The sequence below is a fragment of the Pseudoalteromonas sp. SR45-6 genome, assembly GCF_014163545.1.
GTDB lineage: Bacteria > Pseudomonadota > Gammaproteobacteria > Enterobacterales > Alteromonadaceae > Pseudoalteromonas > Pseudoalteromonas rhizosphaerae.
Genome location: NZ_JACJDM010000021.1, coordinates 1 through 18,648 on the forward strand (window position 1 = coordinate 1; position 18,648 = coordinate 18,648).

Annotated in this window: 16 protein-coding genes; 5 read left to right on the forward strand and 11 right to left on the reverse strand. The window is 39.6% G+C overall.

From position 1 onward, the window contains the following. Positions 1 to 736 precede the first annotated feature (736 nt). A complete protein-coding gene (locus H5158_RS10730; RefSeq protein ID WP_182717947.1) occupies positions 737 to 1,378 on the reverse strand; it encodes a GNAT family N-acetyltransferase in 642 nt (213 codons plus the stop codon). Positions 1,379 to 1,531: 153 nt separating this feature from the next. Between H5158_RS10730 and H5158_RS10735 the strand changes: the two genes are divergently transcribed. The 3 genes from H5158_RS10735 (at position 1,532) to H5158_RS10745 (ending at position 2,909) form a co-directional block, all read left to right on the forward strand. Then, on the forward strand, positions 1,532 to 1,765 hold the full coding sequence (locus H5158_RS10735) for a DUF2789 domain-containing protein (protein WP_145241632.1): 234 nt from the start codon (positions 1,532 to 1,534) through the stop codon (positions 1,763 to 1,765). Between the two features lie 89 nt (positions 1,766 to 1,854). Next, positions 1,855 to 2,118 (forward strand): hypothetical protein, encoded by a 264-nt coding sequence (locus H5158_RS10740; protein WP_149982925.1) that lies wholly within the window; start codon positions 1,855 to 1,857, stop codon positions 2,116 to 2,118. Positions 2,119 to 2,135: 17 nt separating this feature from the next. Beyond that, the gene (locus H5158_RS10745; RefSeq protein ID WP_149982924.1) at positions 2,136 to 2,909 is read left to right on the forward strand and encodes a Zn-ribbon-containing protein; all 774 of its coding nucleotides are present in this window, start codon (positions 2,136 to 2,138) and stop codon (positions 2,907 to 2,909) included. A 39-nt stretch (positions 2,910 to 2,948) separates the two neighbouring features. Here the strand turns inward: H5158_RS10745 and syd are convergent, their stop codons facing one another. Further along, positions 2,949 to 3,488: a SecY-interacting protein gene (gene syd, locus H5158_RS10750; protein ID WP_182731911.1), complete on the reverse strand. Its 540-nt coding sequence runs from the start codon at positions 3,486 to 3,488 to the stop codon at positions 2,949 to 2,951. Positions 3,489 to 3,547: 59 nt separating this feature from the next. Between syd and queF the strand changes: the two genes are divergently transcribed. After that, positions 3,548 to 4,393, forward strand: a complete 846-nt coding sequence (gene queF, locus H5158_RS10755) for an NADPH-dependent 7-cyano-7-deazaguanine reductase QueF (RefSeq protein WP_182717945.1) — start codon at positions 3,548 to 3,550, stop codon at positions 4,391 to 4,393. Between the two features lie 54 nt (positions 4,394 to 4,447). On the opposite strand, the gene H5158_RS10760 is transcribed toward queF, so the two are convergent. The 3 genes from H5158_RS10760 to H5158_RS10770 all read right to left on the reverse strand — a co-directional run bounded on the left by H5158_RS10760 (position 4,448) and on the right by H5158_RS10770 (position 11,037). Beyond that, positions 4,448 to 5,329, reverse strand: coding sequence for a peptidylprolyl isomerase (locus H5158_RS10760; protein WP_182717944.1), 882 nt, complete (start codon positions 5,327 to 5,329; stop codon positions 4,448 to 4,450). Between the two features lie 306 nt (positions 5,330 to 5,635). Next, complete coding sequence (locus H5158_RS10765; protein ID WP_182740005.1) at positions 5,636 to 9,322, reverse strand: translocation/assembly module TamB domain-containing protein; 3,687 nt, start codon at positions 9,320 to 9,322, stop codon at positions 5,636 to 5,638. After that, a complete protein-coding gene (locus tag H5158_RS10770; RefSeq protein WP_404936145.1) occupies positions 9,322 to 11,037 on the reverse strand; it encodes an autotransporter assembly complex family protein in 1,716 nt (571 codons plus the stop codon). Before H5158_RS10770 ends, H5158_RS10765 begins: the two co-directional genes overlap by 1 nt. A gap of 174 nt (positions 11,038 to 11,211) precedes the next feature. On the opposite strand from H5158_RS10770, the gene H5158_RS10775 reads away from it, so the two are divergent. Then, positions 11,212 to 11,547, forward strand: a complete 336-nt coding sequence (locus tag H5158_RS10775) for a ribonuclease E inhibitor RraB (protein WP_182717941.1) — start codon at positions 11,212 to 11,214, stop codon at positions 11,545 to 11,547. A 21-nt stretch (positions 11,548 to 11,568) separates the two neighbouring features. Here the strand turns inward: H5158_RS10775 and H5158_RS10780 are convergent, their stop codons facing one another. The 6 genes from H5158_RS10780 to H5158_RS10805 all read right to left on the reverse strand — a co-directional run bounded on the left by H5158_RS10780 (position 11,569) and on the right by H5158_RS10805 (position 18,648). After that, on the reverse strand, positions 11,569 to 13,326 hold the full coding sequence (locus tag H5158_RS10780) for a DEAD/DEAH box helicase (protein WP_182740007.1): 1,758 nt from the start codon (positions 13,324 to 13,326) through the stop codon (positions 11,569 to 11,571). An 82-nt stretch (positions 13,327 to 13,408) separates the two neighbouring features. Continuing rightward, positions 13,409 to 13,711 carry an H-NS family nucleoid-associated regulatory protein gene (locus tag H5158_RS10785; protein WP_149982916.1) on the reverse strand — a complete coding sequence of 101 codons (303 nt, stop codon included), beginning with the start codon at positions 13,709 to 13,711 and terminating at the stop codon, positions 13,409 to 13,411. 307 nt (positions 13,712 to 14,018) lie between these two features. Then, positions 14,019 to 14,789, reverse strand: a complete 771-nt coding sequence (locus tag H5158_RS10790; protein WP_182740008.1) for a hypothetical protein — start codon at positions 14,787 to 14,789, stop codon at positions 14,019 to 14,021. A 253-nt stretch (positions 14,790 to 15,042) separates the two neighbouring features. After that, positions 15,043 to 15,597: a DUF1439 domain-containing protein gene (locus tag H5158_RS10795; protein WP_182717938.1), complete on the reverse strand. Its 555-nt coding sequence runs from the start codon at positions 15,595 to 15,597 to the stop codon at positions 15,043 to 15,045. A 95-nt stretch (positions 15,598 to 15,692) separates the two neighbouring features. After that, the gene (locus tag H5158_RS10800) at positions 15,693 to 18,377 is read right to left on the reverse strand and encodes a DUF349 domain-containing protein (RefSeq protein WP_182740009.1); all 2,685 of its coding nucleotides are present in this window, start codon (positions 18,375 to 18,377) and stop codon (positions 15,693 to 15,695) included. Further along, positions 18,367 to 18,648, reverse strand: a complete 282-nt coding sequence (locus tag H5158_RS10805) for a YeaC family protein (RefSeq protein ID WP_016707757.1) — start codon at positions 18,646 to 18,648, stop codon at positions 18,367 to 18,369. Before H5158_RS10805 ends, H5158_RS10800 begins: the two co-directional genes overlap by 11 nt.

The window sequence follows — 18,648 nt, forward strand, 5'->3', positions numbered from 1 at the left end:
GCGAGTTAGAAAGTTAGAAAGTTAGCGAGTTAGCAAGTTTGCAAGTTTGCAAGTTAGCGAGTTAGAAAGTTAACGAGTTAGCAGCGCACACTGATATTTAATCATTTCACGTTAACTATAAAAAACTAAGGCGTAACATATAGTTACGCCCCAATCTGACTTCGTCCATAATAAGGCATCCATACCTACGCCGAAGCTACCATTTTTATCTATCCCCTGAACGGGTATATATCCAAATACACCCTCACATTGCATCTATGCAATATCCTACACATCCTAGTGTTATCCTCTTTGCCTACCTGGCCATCCTGCGTTTCCAAACGCTCCTATTACTTCCTGTAATATAATCCTTTGGGCTATCCTTATCATTAGCTCCGCTAATGTACCGCATCCTCGCAGTGTCCTAACTCATCCTTGCATCCGTGTTAACTTGTCCATTTGCTTCCTGCTAAGCATCTTGCTTAATTGCCATAATCCGTTTCCTTGGCAGCAGCTCATTCATTGAGTCTGTGTCGTCTTGACAAAGTAAAGTTTAAAGCAAAGTGGACTCAGCGGTAGTCATAAATAATAATAATTTTCATGTAACAAATTTGCAAAAACAATTTTTTTACTATAAAACAGTTTGTTACGATGAAATCAATCATGATCACAGCGATATAAAAGGCTTAAGCGCACGATAATGTGAGACATCTCCTACAGTGACATTTCCATTATGGCGCTTTATCTTAAATCAATGCTATTGAGCTGATTTAAATAGCAGTTCACCTTGTACATTGTTAAAAGTCAGTTGTTGTAAGTGCACAAAACCTTCACTGGCAAAAAACGCGGTATGTTTATCTTGGGTTACAAATACAGCCATACCCGATGCAGCTGGATTACCGCTAACTAAATCATTCAAGCCACGCAGTAGATGACGGCCGAGGCCTTCACCATGAAAATGAGGATCAACTGCGATAAAGGCTAAAAAATAGTAATTTCCTTGTGCTGCGAGCGCATTACGGATCGTTTGCTCTTTTTCAATTAATTGATTTGTTTGCAAATAGCCAGCACTAAGCATTAACTTTAAACGCCAGTGCCAATAGCGCTGTGCTTGCAGCTGACTTGATGATTCGAATACACACGCAACCGCTTTTAAACGATCATTTTTATATAAACCAATCAGCGGCTGTTTTTCTTGCCAAAAAGTACTGAGCTCTTCACGGATCAGAGCACGTAATTTTTTTTCATAAACGGCTTTATTCGCCTCACTATAATTGAGCATTGGTTGCAATAGCGGATCATCATGATAAGCTTGATAGATTAAGCTCGCAGCAATACTAATGTCTTCTGCAGCGATATATTGAACTCGAAATGTCTCATTTTCAGTCTCAACTGTCATAGCTAGTCCTTTTTATTATTTTGATTTTTTGTACATCAACAACTATAGGTATATTCCTATCTGCGTTAAAAGGCAAATTCAGCGGGTGTTAAACTCTAACAACCCATCATAAAGTTCTATAACTGTTTTACCGTTACCATCAAGGGGCATGACATGGATACCACTAAACACGATATCAATACATTATTCAAACAACTCGGCTTACCAAGTTCAGAGGCTGAGATTGACACTTTCATTGCTGCTCATTCATTACCCGCCACAACATTATTACAAGACGCCCCTTTTTGGGATCAAGCACAACAACATTTTATTGCTGAATCATTAGCAGAAGATGGTGATTGGAGTGAAGTGATTGACGAACTGGATGTACGTTTACGTCAGCAGTAAAAGTATTTGGCTACGGCCAACCACCTGTTATTATACCCGGCGCAGCACATGTTAGTGCTATGCCTTACTTTAAAGAGTTTAAAAATCGAATGAATGCTGTTGTTTTTGATGCAATTAAAGCCCTTCTTGATGAAGGCAAAATTCCTACTGTAGCTTTAACTAAAAGTAAACTGACACAACCTATTCCATTGCCTGTTATTATTGCTGCTGTTAGCCAATATAAAAATAACCCTGATTCTATCCATAATTTAGCAAAACAACCTCAGCAAAAAAGTGAGACTGTAGACAACTCTAGTCAACTTGATCGCATCGAAGCAAAACTAGACCGCTTACTAGCACTACTTGAAAAATAATAAATTAGAGATCCATCATGTTTGTTGTTGATTTAACGTTTGATTGTTACCAAGATACGACCCTTGAAAATGCCGAACAAGCGATAAACCGCTTAGTTAATGCACTGCGCTTTAATGGGCAAATAATGGGAGAAGAATTCCCAACAGTATTAAAAGATGGCTACTTTGTAACGCGTGTTATGTGTCCCACTGATGATGCAATGCACCCGCTCAACAACAGTCCATTTGTAAAACACAGCATTGATAAATTACATAGCGCTGGATTGCTGGCACCAAAAGTAAAAGTGATCGGCCAAGATATTCACTCTAATGGTGCAGATGAGTGTCATGAGCCGTCCAGCTATATTTTATATACAACCTATGTGCATACATGTAGTCCGCTGTATTGCGGTGATGATTTTTTACCCGTTCCGTTGTTTAAAATACCCGCGATTGCCAATGGTGATTATAAAACTTTAATAAAATGGCAAGAAGACTGGCAAGCATGCGACCAAATTCAAATTAATGGTGCAACGCGTTGTGAATTTCCTGCATTAGATGAAATATCAAACATTGATAGCGATCTTTCTCGTCGCGGTAAAGATATTGCCAAACGTGTTAGCTTTTTAACTAAAAAGCCAGTTTATTATTATTTGTATCGGGTTGGTGGCAAAGACAAAGCATCTGAGCTTGAACGTAAATGCCCAGGCTGTAATAACGAGTGGAAGTTACCTGAATCATGGTTTGGCTTATTTGATTTTAGATGTGAACCATGTGGTTTAGTGTCTAATATATCGTGGGATTTTCAGTAATAAAACAAAAGGGAACTGCAGTTCCCTTTTTTAGCATTGTTATATTTCAAGTGCTGCAATAAACTCTCCAAGATTAGCCGCTAAGGTATGATGCGGTTTCTTTCCGACATACTCCAAACATACTTCACCTGAAGAAATTAATACTGATACTAATAAATCGTCTTGATCCGTTAAGCCTATAAATACCGTTGGCTCTTGCTTAAGCTTACGCTTCATCAATACATGCCCGGTTATATTTTGCTGCAGTAAATCAAAGTCATCTTCATTCCAAGCTTGCAGTAACTCCACGCTATGTTGGTTTATTTTGGCAGTAATTGCTCCTGCGAAAAACGCGCCATAATACTCATTCAGTGCTTGTGGAAATTCAACCTCAAGGGCTGCTGCTAAATCAGTTAAAGAGCCTGTAGGACTGCGACGCGTCGCCTGCCATTGGATCATACCATTTGCATCCGCACTGCCAACCTCACAAGGGCTTGACCAATCACTGTCGTGCTCAATACATGGTAATGAATCTGTCTGCTCTAACTGGCGCTGGGCAAATCGTTGATGAAGTTGTTCTAATTCTGTAGCAATACTCATACTGTGAAACTCATAAGCTTTAGGTATAATGGCGCTATTGTAACTATAAAAGACGTAACATGACAGATTACAGCAATTCACCTGAACTAAAAGGCAGCGTACTTGGCCAGTCAACCGAGTATGTAGATACCTACACACCGAGCTTATTGTTTCCGATCGCACGTAAACTTAACCGCGATGATTTAAACATTGATGAAAGTGCCTTACCCTTTAAAGGTCAAGATCTTTGGACTGGCTATGAGCTGTCGTGGTTAAACGCAAAAGGTAAACCTGTGGTTGCCGTGGCCACCTTTGAATTTCCTTGTCAAAGTAGCCATATCATTGAATCAAAGTCTTTTAAGTTATATTTAAATAGCTTTAATCAAAGCCGTTTTGATTCAATTGATGACGTACAGGCTATTCTAACTGCGGATCTATCGACAGCAGTAGCAAAGCCCGTCAATGTTACTTTGTACAGCCCGAGTGATTATAACTGTTTACCCTGTACGCCGTTGCCTGGTGAGTGCATTGACGACTTAGACATTGAAATTGATAACTACCATTTACATGCTAACTCTTTACAAGCGGTCGCGACAAATACAGTGACTGAAACACTGCACAGTCACTTATTAAAATCTAATTGCTTGATCACCTCACAACCTGACTGGGCGAGTATTATTATTCGCTATACCGGTGAGCAAGTATGTAAAGAGTCTTTATTGCGGTATTTGATTTCTTTTCGTACTCATAATGAGTTTCATGAGCAATGTGTTGAGCGTATTTATTGTGACTTAATCACGCAATTGAAGATTACCAAGCTTGAAGTTTATGCCCGTTACACCCGACGTGGTGGCCTTGATATCAACCCATATCGATCCACAGATCACGATACAATACCATTTAACGTGAAAATAAACCGCCAATAATAGTCATTTTATTGTATAGAACCCCGAGCCCGCTCGGGGTTAATTTTCAACTCGCTAACTTTCTAGCTCACTAACTCTTTTAGTTGGTATTGACATACCGCATACATCAACATAATTAGGCGTTTCTACAAACCATGCTTCACTGCGATTTTGACGCGCTTTAATCAACATTTTAAAACTATTAGAATCTGTTTTTAGCATCTTAAATTGACTCAGGTCCTCTTTGCTTATATCAGCTAAAACTTGCAGATCCGTTATTGGATTAAATTTCTCTCCTGCTGTTTCTATGCGTGAGAGCAGATTAAAATGAGCCATGCCTTCTAGCACCCGGCCAAATACGGTAATATTTCTATCTAAGTAACGAGGTCCATGACCTAATGTGACATAAAACTCAGTGCCACCGCTGTTAATATCATTATCCCTTGCCATCGCAAATATACCGTTACAATGTACTTGCCAAGTTTGGGTTTGCGCTTCATTTTGTGCCACTGCAAAGCCATTTAAAAACCCCGTGATTGCAGCGTAACCATCTTCTCTATCCAGTTCGGTAATTTTAAGTGCCATTTTAGTCGCTAAATAAAACTCAGCAGGTACAGCTTTACTTGCAGTGTTAATTACTTTTTTACCACTGGCATCACCGCCTTGGGCTACAAAACCTTCCACAAAACGGTAAACACTCAAACCTCTATAAAAGCCTTCACGAGCAAGTTTTTTTATATTCTGTGTGTGTTTTGGTGCAAGTAATGGATTAAGTTCAATATACGCCGCGCCCGAAGGTAGAGTAATTTTAATGATATTATCAGTGTCTACCATTCGCCATTCTGATGCGCTTACATTACTCATTACATCACTGACTGTTGGTTGTTCAACCGTGTTTGCCACGCTTGTTTGACTCAAGATTAACGCAACCGCAGCTAAGCATGATTTTTTCAACATATCCCACAACTTTTTTTATTATTAGTGGTGCTACATTATTGGGTTAAGGTTTTTTTATCAAGCCAAAATTGTTGTTGCTGAATCGGCGCACTGCGCGGCAATAAGGGATTGCGAAGCTGAACAATTAGACGATTTTTTAAATTAGCTTGCGCAATAGTGATAGCAGACTTACTTAATACCAGTGCGAGTAACTCAGCAGGATAAGGATGACCTTCGGCTTAGCTAACACTTAATTGCGTGTTAGCTAAGCCACTAAAAGAACAAAATAAATAAGCTAAAATATAGGCTCTCAATGCATCATGACCATTAATCTAAATCGAATTTATAAAGAATATCAACATTTTGATACAGGCCACTGGTGATTTCAATGTATAACTGCGACAGTAACTGATAGCGTACAGCCACTTCACTAAGGGAGTCAAAAATCCCCACACTGTATTTCACTTGAATGCCTGGCGCAACGTAACCCGAAATTTCAACTTTGGTTTCCTCGCCGCTACCCTTAGAGCTCAAACTCACATCAGATAAACCAAACGTTTCACCAACTTTAGAAACCATTCCTTCGCTGCGGCTCACCCCTTGCGATAGCAACAACTGAGTTAACATCGCATCGGTTGAGCTATCACCTTCACCTAATGGTTGACCATTTAACAAGTAAGCGAGTGATTGTGCTTGATCCATTGCAGGCTCTGAAAACACTTTGAATACAGGCTGGTCGATATTGCCTGTTAAAGTGATCCCGGCAATAACATCATTAGCTGTATTGGCTGGATTACGGATCGCTTTAATATTTAAGTACGGCTTATCAATTGGGCCACTAAAACCAATTTGCCCGGTGCGAATTATCAAATCTTGACCAAATGAACGATATGTCCCTTGTCGTAAATTCAATTCACCGGTGGTGATCATTGGCGTTTGTTGATCCATTTTAATCGCTAAATCACCTTCAATTTTTGACTCCAAACCAAAAGATTTTATACGCACATCGTTTTCAACAATTAGCTTTAAGTTTATATCGTAATCAAAAGGCACTGCTTGCGTTTGCTTAGTCTGCTTATCAATAATAATCTCATCATCACTGACTCGCACAGCGCCTTCTGGTAACTCTTCGATTTCTATTCGACCATACGGGACAACCACTTGCCCTGCTAGTTTAAAAGCATTATCAACTAAACTTATTTTTAAGTCTGGGGAGATCTTAAAAATCACTCCTTGCTGCGCACGCACATAAAACTGCTCACCAAGTACCGCTAAGTTAACTGCAGGTTGAGTCCCTTGCCAATCAATATCACCGGTCAGTGCTAAGTCACCGCCTTCAGCATCTTTTAACTGACCCTCTAAGGTCGCTTTGGTTTTATCAAATGCGATACTAATATTTGAATCCACAATCGCGACTGGAAGTTGCTCGCCTTGTAAATTCACGTCGGAAATCTCAAGTTCACCATTTAACAATGGCGCACTGAGCGTGCCAGCTAACGCAATTTGCCCGCTAATACTGCCTTTTAATTGCTCTAGAGTACCCATAAAAGGCTGTAAATCGGTTAATAAAATCTTATCAATCATAAGTTGACCACGAAGCAATTGCTGACCAGTTAAATCTTCAGCATTGAGGTCAGCACTGATATCACCAATCACACTAGAGCTTAGGCGAGCCTGCAATTGTGCATTTTGTTGACCCGCGGTGGCGTTAAGCGAAAACGTTTCTATTGGTAAACGATAGCGCTTATCTTCATTTATAAGCGTAGCCGCCAAATCATGTGAGCTAATTGCTGCTGTTAAAGTTTGTAATTGAGTGTTTTGCCAATTCGCATTTAGTTGGCCGTTCAAGCCCCCTTCGGTAATAATATTCTCAGGTAATAAATGTTTTATTTCGGCTAGATCAAAATTATCCAGTTGCGCTTTAAACTGACCTTGTTGGTTAGTTTGGCTAAGCTGCTCAACGCAAAGTTTGCTATTGTCACTTTTCCAGCAATGTTGCTGCACCGAAAAATCGCCATTGTCGATATTAAATTCAATTGCAACCGCCGGTTGTGTGCTAACACGAATAACATTATCAGTAAGTAATACATCACTGACACGGCCTTGCCATACTTGATTAATAAATTTACCAGCAACTTCAAATTGAGCTTCTCCGTCAGCGGCATCTAAATTAAGTTGCAGTTGATGATCAGCTTTATCACCTGCAGCTGCTATAGTAAAACTGTTGATATGACGACCAGATACGCTCGCATCGGTGAGTTTTAAACTCACATTGGTTTGCCAATCAGCGGCATAATTAAAGTCTGTTTTGAGCGCTAAATGTTCAATCGCAATATCAGTAAAGCTTAAATGACTGATGCCAACATCTAAATTAACTATCGGCTCCAATCGTTGCCCAGTTATCGCAAGCTTACCTTCACCAACGCCGGTAAATTCGAGTTCATTTTGCTGCGCTTTATTTAAATGTAACAGCCCTTTAATATTCCACTGCTTAGTGATATCACCAGATAATGTAAGTTTATTTTCACCACTGGCAAGCTCAAACTTATCAATACTTGCATACAGTGAGTTATTTAAATCAAAGTCTGAGGCAAAGCTAAATGGTATATCGTTCAGCGTACCAGCTAGCTGAGTATTGGTCATTTTCAGCTGCCATTGCTGCTGCTTAGCACTGAAAACACCGTTAAATTGCCCTGAAAGATCACTTGTTAGCGCATCTGTTAGGTACTGGGCTTTCAAATGAGTTAATTGCCCTGAAAACTCACTATGGATACCTTCATCCCAACGCGCAGACGCTGTAATAGTGGCTTTACTCTCGTTCGCTAACAATGACAAGTCATCGACGTGGATCTGGGTTAGGCCACCTTTAAGAGAGGACTTTAACTGTACCTTAGGGTATGCCGCCAACTGACTTTGTGCTATTAGCTGTAACTTATAATCATCAGCATTACCTTTGCCAGTTAACTGCACATCACTAATCTCTAAAGCGTTGTTATCTACTTCAAGCTGCCACTGAGTAATATTTGCATTGACTGAAAAAGGAAAGTTTATCGTTTTTAAATCTGCGTTTATTTTTGCACTTAGCGGATATTGCCCTTGGGTGATTACATCTAATTGCAAATCGTGTAAATCACCATCCACAGCCAAACTGAGCTGATGCTCTGGATTGTTAAGAGTTATTTTTGCCGTAACCGGCGTATCATCAACTAAGGAGGCTTTTAATTGGCTACTCAAATGCCATTGCAAATAGTCAGCACTGAATGAAGGTAATATCAGTTGATTTTTTGCAATTGAGAAAGCACCTTTAATATCTGTAATTTCATGACTTTGCTCACCCTGTACAATCGTTACTTTCGATACCAATAATTGCTCAAGTGTTGCTGCAAGCGGCGAGCTAAAATGGATGTCAGGTAACGCCGCAAGTGCAGTTAGTGGTTCGCTAGGAGGTGATTGAGTCTCTTTGAGCAGCACATCAACTTGAGCAATTGAGAGTGATTTTAACGTCACAAGGGATTGCTCTGCCGAGGCTGACAGCGCAAATTTTGTCACTGTGACATCAGCGCTGGGATGAGCAAGCTTAAACGATGCAATTGCGATACGTTTAATCGAAATTGCTATCGGTAAACTGATTTCATCAGTACTACTGGCAACTGGCAGCTCTGGAACAGTCGCTTCATCATCAGCTAAATTTTGTGAAGTATCGGGCAATACCAGTGCCATGCTCTGCGCACTTATATTTTCGATGCAAATACCTTCACATCCCCACCAATATAGATCGATTTTTAGGTTTTTAGCATTAAAATCTAAGCCACCTTGTTGAAACCGCACATCAAATGAATCGTTATATAAAAAACGGCCATTGTTAATATCTATGTGTAAGCCATCGACTAGTTTGTTTGCGGTATAGGCAATCAACTGATTACCCGGTGCTGTAAATAATAAACAAAATACCAGCACGAATACCGAGGCAAGAAACACTGTGAGTGCGGTGATGATTTTTTTCATTCTTGACATTAAATTTCAGGCCCTATGGTAATACTTAATCGTGTACTGTTACTTTCTTTAGTGAGTCCCCACGCGTGATCAATTCTCACAGGGCCTACTGGTGTTAAATAACGAATACCAAACCCAGCCCCCACTTCTACACGGTCAGTAAAGTCATTGGTCGCTGTACCGCTGTCTACAAATAAGGCTGCTCGCCAACTTTCTGCAAACTGGTAATTATATTCAACAGTACCTGTAATTAGATATTTACCACCAATCAAACGACCGGCTTCATCTTCAGGTGATATTGATTGATATGCAAAACCACGTACGCTTTGATCACCACCAGCATAAAAACGCAGTGAAAATGGTACGTTATCAATATCATCAACCAACATTGCACCAATATTTGCTTTTAAAAAAATCAGATGTCGGTCAAGGTATGTTTGCAACCAAGCATTTTGTATCTGCATTCTGACGATATTAGTAGTTGAAAACATGTCCTTTAAGCCAAACTCTGCCGACACCAGCCATTGATATCCTGATGATGGTGTTGTGCCTCCCTCGGTAACTTTTTTAGCGTAACTGAGCCCGGGCATTAACATTTTTGAGCTTTGCTCTGTATCGCCAATTCGGTATGTTTCACGATCGCGGCGTAAAAAAGCGGTACGAACCCAGTTATCATTGGTCAACCATTGCCGTTGTAGTTGCCCTGTGAGAATTTTACTGTATACGTCGTTAGTTAACTCATCTTCTAACTTGTAACCAACAGAAAAACGCCATAAGTCATCATTTGGATCATCAACAGGGACAGTGTAACCAAGTGAAATATCTTGCTGACGCTGTGACACATTTAAGTTACTTTCAAGGTAGTGGCCATTTTCAGTGATCCAAGGCTTAGACCATTTAAAACGCACTTTGGGCCCCAGATCTGTACTGTAGCCGCCGCCTATTTCATAACTATTGGCAGGTTTGTGTAGCACGTCAACCCTAATAGGCACTTGCTTATTTGCACGATTAGAAATATCAGCGTAAACACGTACGCTGGCAAAATAAGGAGTGGTTGAAAGCGCTAAGTTATACTCAGATACCAAGGTTGCTTTATAAGCTTCACCTTGCTGAAATTTTGCAATAGAACGGATGTATTTTTCAGCTCGAGTTTCTTCACCTAAAACTAACTCACCAAATTGATAACGAACACCGGTGTCGATCGTTAGGATCACTTCAGCACTGTTATTCTTTAATGAAATTGCGAGTTGGTGTGCTAGCCATTTAACATCAAAATATCCTAACTCAAGCAATTGCCCTTCAATTTTTTTACGCGCCGCATCATAGTTACTGTGATTTAAAATATCCCCTTGATTTAAATTAATAGTGTTGATGCTATGCTTGAGTAGAGGGTCATCTTTACCATCACCTTGGACAGTAATACGTACGTCTGCAATTCGTGTTACAGGTCCGCGCTCAATAGTGGCCACTAAGGTTTGTGTTTCATTATTATAATTTAACTTAATGGTCGGTTTATAATAACCAAGTGCTTTTAAACTACTCGCCACTTGTTTTTTTGCATGACTTAACAAAGTACTGGTTGCATTGTCACCTTCTAATTGTTTTAAGTACAGCGCAACGTTTTTTTCAAGATCGCCCTTAATACCATTAATTTCATAACTAGTTACCACTTGCGCAGCTGCAAATACATGAAACGAAAAAAATAAAAATAAACCAACCGCAAAGCGAGTTAATATCCAACTAGGCAAGTAATTTCCTTACTTAAAAACAATTTACCGATAATTATTGAAATAGTACCATATTGAAGTCACTTCACGCAGTAACTCAAATGTGAAAATTAGTACGCTTATGTGCTTTATTTTGGTTACAATAGTCGATACTAATTTGAAATAATTTTATTGAGTTTTTAAATGCACTTTCCTGATGATGACAATGGCCAACTTTTAGCTGAAATCGCCGCTGCGGGTATAGATTTGGCCCAAATGCACAAAATTGATTTCTATATTTTATTTGAGCAAAAAGTAGATGCCGAAAAGTTTGCCACCGCGATAGCCAAAGATGAACTCTCCCCTGCCACCGAATTAGTGCAATGCACAGACACCGGTATTTGGGAAGTGGTAACTCAGGTCGAGATGGTGCCAGATCACACTTTACTTGGCCAAACAGAGCAATATTTAGAAAGTATTGCAAATGGCTATAACGGTTATGGTGATGGCTGGGGATTAATGGATGGCGACGACGCCTAAGTCTAAAATCAGTTAAGCTTATTAATAGCTTAGCTGATTTGCCTTTCTGAAGTTACCTTGATAATCAAATAGTTTATCGGCAACCTTCCAGCCATATTTTTTACTCTTTCTAGCAATAACAAAATCCGGTGCAACAAGCTGCATCTGTCCAGCAATAACTTGTCCAGCTGACTTATATTCTGTGGGTGTTTGACCATTAGCAGTACGCTGAGCAAATTGTTTATTAAACGCATAACGGGCGCCGGACTTTGAGAAATCATAAATTTCATCGCAACTAGCACCATCTTCATCATAATAAGTAACTTTAATAATATGTTCGTTATTTGCAAGGCTAACAACACTTAAACCACTGCAACGTAATACCAATGCATCTTTTAAATTTAATGCAGCACGTAGTTTATCATCAGGATCAGCCATTACCTCATGGCAAGACTGGCACTGACGTGCGGCAATATCATTTTGCGCACCACACGCTTCACATTCTTTAAAGCGAAAACGGTAATCACATTGCTCTTTTGAGCCATCATCATCTTCGAGTAAACCTTGGCAGCGACGGCCAAAATGCTCAATCACTTTACCTTGTGTATCGGTTTTTCCCCAAAATATATTGGCAAAACCACAACCCGGGCAAAGTACTTGTACAGGCTCGTTATCACTATCGCCTTTTTTACTTCCTACTTCGGGGTAAAATAAGTCAAAGCCATTACCTGCATAATCAATTACCAAACACTCGGTTTTCCCTTCGCTTAAACGCAGGCCTCGACCAACAATTTGTTGGTATAAACTAACCGACTCTGTCGGGCGTAAAATAGCAATAAAATCAACATGAGGCGCATCAAACCCGGTGGTGAGCACCGATACATTGACTAAATACTTTAGTCGGCGCTGCTTAAATTCCAAAATAATACGGTCACGTTCAGCGTTAGGAGTATCCCCGGTGATCAAAGCCGTTTGTTGTTCAGGCAAATAACCATAGACTTCTTTTGCATGCAATACGGTCGCAGCAAAAATCATGATCCCTTGGCGTTGCTCGCTGTACTGAATAACTTGCTGCATAATAGCTTTGGTTGCTCTGCTATGCTTTTCTAGCAACTGGTTCATATCATCGGCTGTATAGCGTCCGAAGGAATCACTTTGTAAAGAAGAAAAATCATAATGACTGATCGCCGCATCCACTTCCTTTGGCGCAGTCAAATAATGATGCTTGATCATATAACGCAGGGGTAGTTCAAAAATACATTCTCGAAATGGACTCGCTTTATCGCCTCGAACAAAACCATGATAATGGCGATAATAAACCCAGCCCATTCCCATACGATAAGGCGTAGCGGTAAGCCCAAGTACTTTTAACTGCGGATTATATGCTTTTAGCGCAACGATCACTTTTTGGTACTGGCTATCTTGCTCACCACTGACACGGTGACATTCATCTATGATCACTAACGAATAATGTTCGTTAAGTTGCTCAAGATTGCGTGACAGCGATTGGATACTGGCAAACGTTACTTGATGTAGCAATGACTTTTGTTTTAAACCCGCAGAAAAAATACTCGCCTGAAGGCCAAAGCTTTTATATTTTTCAGCATTTTGCTCAACAAGCTCTTTGACATGGGCAAGTACTAAAATTTTCTTTCTGGCAATTCGCGCTAACTCAGCGATCACCAAGCTTTTACCTGCACCCGTAGGTAATACAATTAAAGCAGGATCTGAGGTTTTACGAAAATGAGCGACAGTGCGATCAACCGCTTCTTGTTGATAGGGTCGTAGTACATACGTCATAGTGGCAACTTCGAAGGGGTCAACAAATAATGGGGTAATAACTATTTTGTAAATAAAGAGGGGGTATACACCCCCTACAGTATTAAGCTAAGTGGTCGGTAAGTTCAACACCTTGGAATGCTTTAGGGCGTTTACCACGGCCAGTCCATTCAACAATTTCACCCTCAAACTCAATACGGTATTTAGGCATTACTTTTGTGCGTTTATCGTTGGCACCGTCTTGAAGATCATCAAGAGTAAGACCTTTTGCTTTTAACAGATCAAGTACTTCTTGTTTCGCTTGCTGCTGCTGCGTATATTTTGCAATCGCATCGCCAAGTAATGCCTGTGCTTTTTCTAAGTCTGATAGACTCGCTGATTTAATAAAAGCTTTAACTTCTTTCATTTTTTACTCACTAAGTTGTAAAGTTATAAATTAGATATGATTCAACTAAATTATAAGCCTATTCTTTAAAATAGGCCAAGCTGATTAAGCAGTTTTTAAGGATTTTATTTAAACTAAGATTAATCAATAAGATTAGTATAGTCATTTATTAAAGTTAAGTGGTTTATTATTCACTTTATCAGCGCTGAAAAATATACTTAACATGCTTAATTAACATAAATAGTATGTAATCGCTTTATTTTAAAACGAACGTTCATCTCAATATTTTCGCAATTACATAAATTCATTTGATCACTTTATAATACAACTACATCGACGTTATTAGCGTTTTAAACCGCCCCGCTAAACCAATATCATTAATGTTTTTTTCAAGACCAATAGAATAGGATTGCTTTTGGTCAGCCCAAGATAAACTCGTGTACACATTATCGCTATTGTCTTTAAGTACATAAAGGACCCCAGGGTTGCTATTTACATAATAATTCACCGCGTCCGCATCAATATATACGCCACTGCTTTGACTAAAACTAAACATTTTTATAATCACAGTACCAAACGTATCATTCTTGACAATCTGAGTTAACTGATCCCAACCGCTACCGGCAATAAAATTTCCGCCAACGGTTTTACTCATAACAGTAAATTCTTGTTGCAACAATATATTATCTAAAGCAACTGTGTCTCCTGCAAATTGCTCAGACAAATTAGTTTGGTCTGCGGTTGATTGCGCAGCCATGATTTCAGGTTTCAAGCTGTGCAGAAATAGTTCATGGCCATATTTTTGCTCTGCAATGACTTTATCAATATCTTTGATCTGAGATGTGTCGACTAACGCAAACCCATTCGTTTTCGTCTCTACAGCGAGCCGTATATAGTCTGTATCTTGAGCTGCATTAACTTTATCATGTTCGTGCAGTTCAATTGGCGTTTCTGTAAAAGAAAACACCTGAGCGCCCTGCTGTTGCGCTGCATGTTCTGCAAGAAAAGGATTAGAATTTAAATCGGGCTCATTAGCAAAAGCTACAACCGAGAATACAGCTATCATCGTTGCACTGAATATCACGTTACATTTTTTCATAATAGGCTCTTTATCCATAAAGAAGGCAATTAAGGGTGTTTAACTAACAATCAGTATAGTCGATTAAACACACAACTTGTACCTATATAATAAAATTATTCTTTTAATTTATATCTCGATGACGGTTATAAATAGCAGCCCTTATAGCGTGTACCTCCCCTTTTAAATTAAGCAACAACCACCTTACTTATATTTAAACAGATACAAAAAAGCCCTGTACGTGCAGGGCTTCAACCATCTGAATAATATTAGTTTAAATGCTAGGTACTAATTTAATTGCGCCCTGCTCTACTTTCATATCTAAAGGTAATTTACTTAATAGCGCAACCTTAGGATCATTCATATTTAATCTATAGACTGGGTTTACAGCTAAAAATCCGTTAATAACTTTCATTGCTTCATCATCAAGCACCGCTAGGTTTCCCTTAAAACCGCCCGCGTCGATAGTTGAATCAAGCAATTTTACATTCCGTAGAAATACCGCTTTTTTCTCACTATCATAAAATGGCGCACCTTCTATTTGCAGCTTCAGACGCACTGGGTATTTAAGTGCGAAAGCATTTATAACAGCACTCGAATCTGCACCTAATACGATTACATCACGATTATCAGGGCCGACATTCACGCTTAAATCATTCACATTAAACTGTACAGGTAACCCCATCAAGCTGACTTCTTCACTAAGTTTTGGTAATTGCTGGTTAAGTGCTGTTTCAATTTCGCTGCTAGTAAATGAATAAACAGATACGCCGTTCGTGGTGTTACAAGCAGAGAGTAATAAACAGCTAATTAATAAAATATACTTCATTGTTTTTCCTTTACTATAATATTATCGTCAAAAACCAAATAAAAACAAAAGCCGCACAACGGCGGCTTTATTTAATCTGCGGCGCCCTAGATTATTTAAATGCTAAATACCGCTTTTAAACGTCCTAGTGTGTCAGCATCAACTGAACCTTGAGCCAGAGCCAATAACTGTTTTAAGTAATAATGTAGATCAGCTTGTTCACCGCGATGCTTATCGTCAAGCATTGCAACCTGCTCAGCCATACGAGGTGCTCCCTCAGGACTGGCAACATTAGCTAGAATTTCCATTCTTAACATCAGTTGCGTAATGGTTAAATGCGTATCAGCACACCCTTGCCATTGTGCAGGTATTGCTTGCTGGTTTTCAAGCGCACTAAATAAAGCGCTAAAATCAGCCTGTGCTGCTTGTTCTGTCAGCACGGCTAATTTACCATCAATGTTAGCTAATAGCTTTTGCATGCGGTTATTTAATTCTTTGCTCCCTTCAAGCACAATTAGCTTAGTGCGTAAATCTAGTAATTGCGCTTTTTGATTAACCGCTGGTAATGCGTCTTCAAGTTCACTCAGTTGTGCTGCGATAACTGCGTTGTCGGCGGCTTGTTGCTGTTTATGCTGAGCAAACTCCTCACTGCGTTTAGCAAATGTCACATCGTTGTATTGACGGAATTTTTGCCATAATGCATTTTCAGCTTTTACACCCGCAAAGCCTATTCCCTGCCACTGCTGTTGCAGCTCTTTGAGCTGCTGACAAGCATCAGCTAAGTCTTCACTTACTGATAATTGCTGTGCTTGTTCAACGAGTGCATTTTTTGCTGCCGCGTTGCTTTTATGAAACGCATTCAACGCATTGAATACTTGCTGTTGCTGCGCTTTATATTGTGTTTGCAAAGCACGGTATACTTTTGGCTCTACATTACCCGCATTACGCCATACTTTATTGATACGATTGTATTGGCTTTCAAACTCTTTCCAATCAAACTCATCGCTCGTCGTATCAGTATCAGCCAATGATTTCATCTGAGTGATAATCGCTTCGCGTTCAAGTTTCGTCGTTTCGCGCTGTTGTTCAAGTTGCGCAAAATGTTCACGACATGGTGCAAATAATAGCTCTATCTTGTCATCAAACTCTTTACCTTGCGCCTGCTCTTGCTCGGTATCTAAACGTCCAAGCTCATTCCAACGACGGCGTAATGTTTTCACTTCGTTTGCACGCGCCTTGGCATCTGTGCAAGGTTGATTGAGCAAACTGGTAATTTCAGTTAGTAGCTCTTCACGCTTAGGGGCAGACGCATACTTTTGCCAATCACGAGCATTTTCTAACTGCTGCTCAAGATCTGCTTTGACTTTTTCAAGACTTTGCTGACTAACTGGAGTTAACGTTTCATACAGCTCAATAAAGCCTTTAAACACACCAAATGCAACATTAAAACGGCCTTGTTCAATAAGGCGCTGAACATCGCGTCCTTTGCGAGTAGCTTGTTGCTGATTTTTTGTTAATGTATCACTAATAGGTGCAACAGCTTTATTCCAGCGTTGTTGTTGCTCATTTAATTGTGCTTTAAAAGGCCCTTGTAACGGCTTAGGTAACTGAGCTAAAGATGCATTCGCCGCTTTATACGTCTGCTTAAATTGGCGATTAGCCTCATCATAATTTGCTTGGTCAATATCGTCAGTGTTGATACTGCTCAATTCTTTTAATGAAGTTTTAAAAACCCTGATCGCTTCACTAAGCTCTGGTAATTTAGCTACTTGCTTAAACAAACTTGTTAATCTGCCAGTCACTTGGTTTTTTTGCCCGCCGTCTTGCAGTTCGCTTTGTGTCAGTGTTTCCTGTGCTTGTGCAACTTTAGCTTCCAACCAATCTTGTTGTATTTGCTCTGGTGTTTCTAAGCCAACTTGTAGCGCATTTTCAATTTCATCACTTAACGCTTCTAAATTTGCCAACGCCAATAATTGTCGTTGCTGCTGAGCTAACCGTTGTTGTTGTTGCTCATGAACAGCTTGTAATTGACTAACTAACTCATTTAATTTTTCGGTTAGTACGATGTATTTATTTGCAACCGTCTCGCGTTGTTCTGGATTTAACCAGGTTAGATCAAGTGCCTGCCATTGCTGGGTTAACTCACCATATTGTTGAGTAACAAGCGCATAGTCTTGTTTTTCACGTAATGCATTAAGTTTTGCCAAAATAACACGAGTATCATTTTGTACTTTTAATGGCATTTCAATTGCTAAACGCTCATTTTCTATATGCGTCTCAAGGGTTAATTTTGCCTCATCATGTGCATGCTTAACTAAGCTTTTCACTAATTGATGGGTGATCACTTGCTCAACAAGGTGCACTTGTAGTTCGCTTGAACCTTCTTTGAACGCCTTTTCAACTAACTTAGGATTAGCCAAACGTTTTAATAGCTTCGCTCTTACTTGCAGTTCTTTTTCTGCAAATGCAAGTTTTTCAAGCGTTTTTACCGGAGCAAAACGCTCTATGTATTCGTTTTTAATGTGGCTAGATAAGTTACTTTCATCACTCAGTACGGCATTTGATATATGCTGTTCTGCTAATTCTTTTAAACTTTGATCTTGTTTATACGCCTGCCACCACAGCACTAAATCATTGACTTTATTAAGCGCTTTTTTACGGATCTCTGCTGAACTATCTTCCAGAGCTAATGCATTTAAAATCGTCGCATCACGCTCTACATCTAGCTTTTCAATTGCCTCTAAACGTACTTGTTGCTTCGGGTGCTTCCACTTCGGGGTAAAAAGGTGTTTAAAGATCATGTTCACTAAACCTTGCTATTTCGTTGTCTGCGGTAAATTCTTTTTGCAATTGTGCTTTGGTTTTTTGCACCATTTCACCATTAGAACCGATGGTGAATTGCTCATTTGTTTGCGCTACTTTTGCTTGGTAAAGCATGACTAATTGCACTGTCTGCTGCTTTTGCTCGTCACTGAGTACCGTGCCATCAGGCCACTTACCTGTTGCGGCACCATACTGGAGGCGTTCGAATAATTCTGGGGTAATTGTTTTTACGAGATTATCGATGTTCAT

Coding starts and splice junctions, on each gene's coding strand:
- H5158_RS10730 (WP_182717947.1), bottom strand. CDS start 1,378: ATGACAGTTGAGACTGAAAATGAGACATTTCGAGTTCAATATATCGCT.
- H5158_RS10735 (WP_145241632.1), top strand. CDS start 1,532: ATGGATACCACTAAACACGATATCAATACATTATTCAAACAACTCGGC.
- H5158_RS10740 (WP_149982925.1), top strand. CDS start 1,855: ATGAATGCTGTTGTTTTTGATGCAATTAAAGCCCTTCTTGATGAAGGC.
- H5158_RS10745 (WP_149982924.1), top strand. CDS start 2,136: ATGTTTGTTGTTGATTTAACGTTTGATTGTTACCAAGATACGACCCTT.
- syd (WP_182731911.1), bottom strand. CDS start 3,488: ATGAGTATTGCTACAGAATTAGAACAACTTCATCAACGATTTGCCCAG.
- queF (WP_182717945.1), top strand. CDS start 3,548: ATGACAGATTACAGCAATTCACCTGAACTAAAAGGCAGCGTACTTGGC.
- H5158_RS10760 (WP_182717944.1), bottom strand. CDS start 5,329: ATGTTGAAAAAATCATGCTTAGCTGCGGTTGCGTTAATCTTGAGTCAA.
- H5158_RS10765 (WP_182740005.1), bottom strand. CDS start 9,322: ATGTCAAGAATGAAAAAAATCATCACCGCACTCACAGTGTTTCTTGCC.
- H5158_RS10775 (WP_182717941.1), top strand. CDS start 11,212: ATGCACTTTCCTGATGATGACAATGGCCAACTTTTAGCTGAAATCGCC.
- H5158_RS10780 (WP_182740007.1), bottom strand. CDS start 13,326: ATGACGTATGTACTACGACCCTATCAACAAGAAGCGGTTGATCGCACT.
- H5158_RS10785 (WP_149982916.1), bottom strand. CDS start 13,711: ATGAAAGAAGTTAAAGCTTTTATTAAATCAGCGAGTCTATCAGACTTA.
- H5158_RS10790 (WP_182740008.1), bottom strand. CDS start 14,789: ATGAAAAAATGTAACGTGATATTCAGTGCAACGATGATAGCTGTATTC.
- H5158_RS10795 (WP_182717938.1), bottom strand. CDS start 15,597: ATGAAGTATATTTTATTAATTAGCTGTTTATTACTCTCTGCTTGTAAC.
- H5158_RS10800 (WP_182740009.1), bottom strand. CDS start 18,377: ATGATCTTTAAACACCTTTTTACCCCGAAGTGGAAGCACCCGAAGCAA.
- H5158_RS10805 (WP_016707757.1), bottom strand. CDS start 18,648: ATGAACATCGATAATCTCGTAAAAACAATTACCCCAGAATTATTCGAA.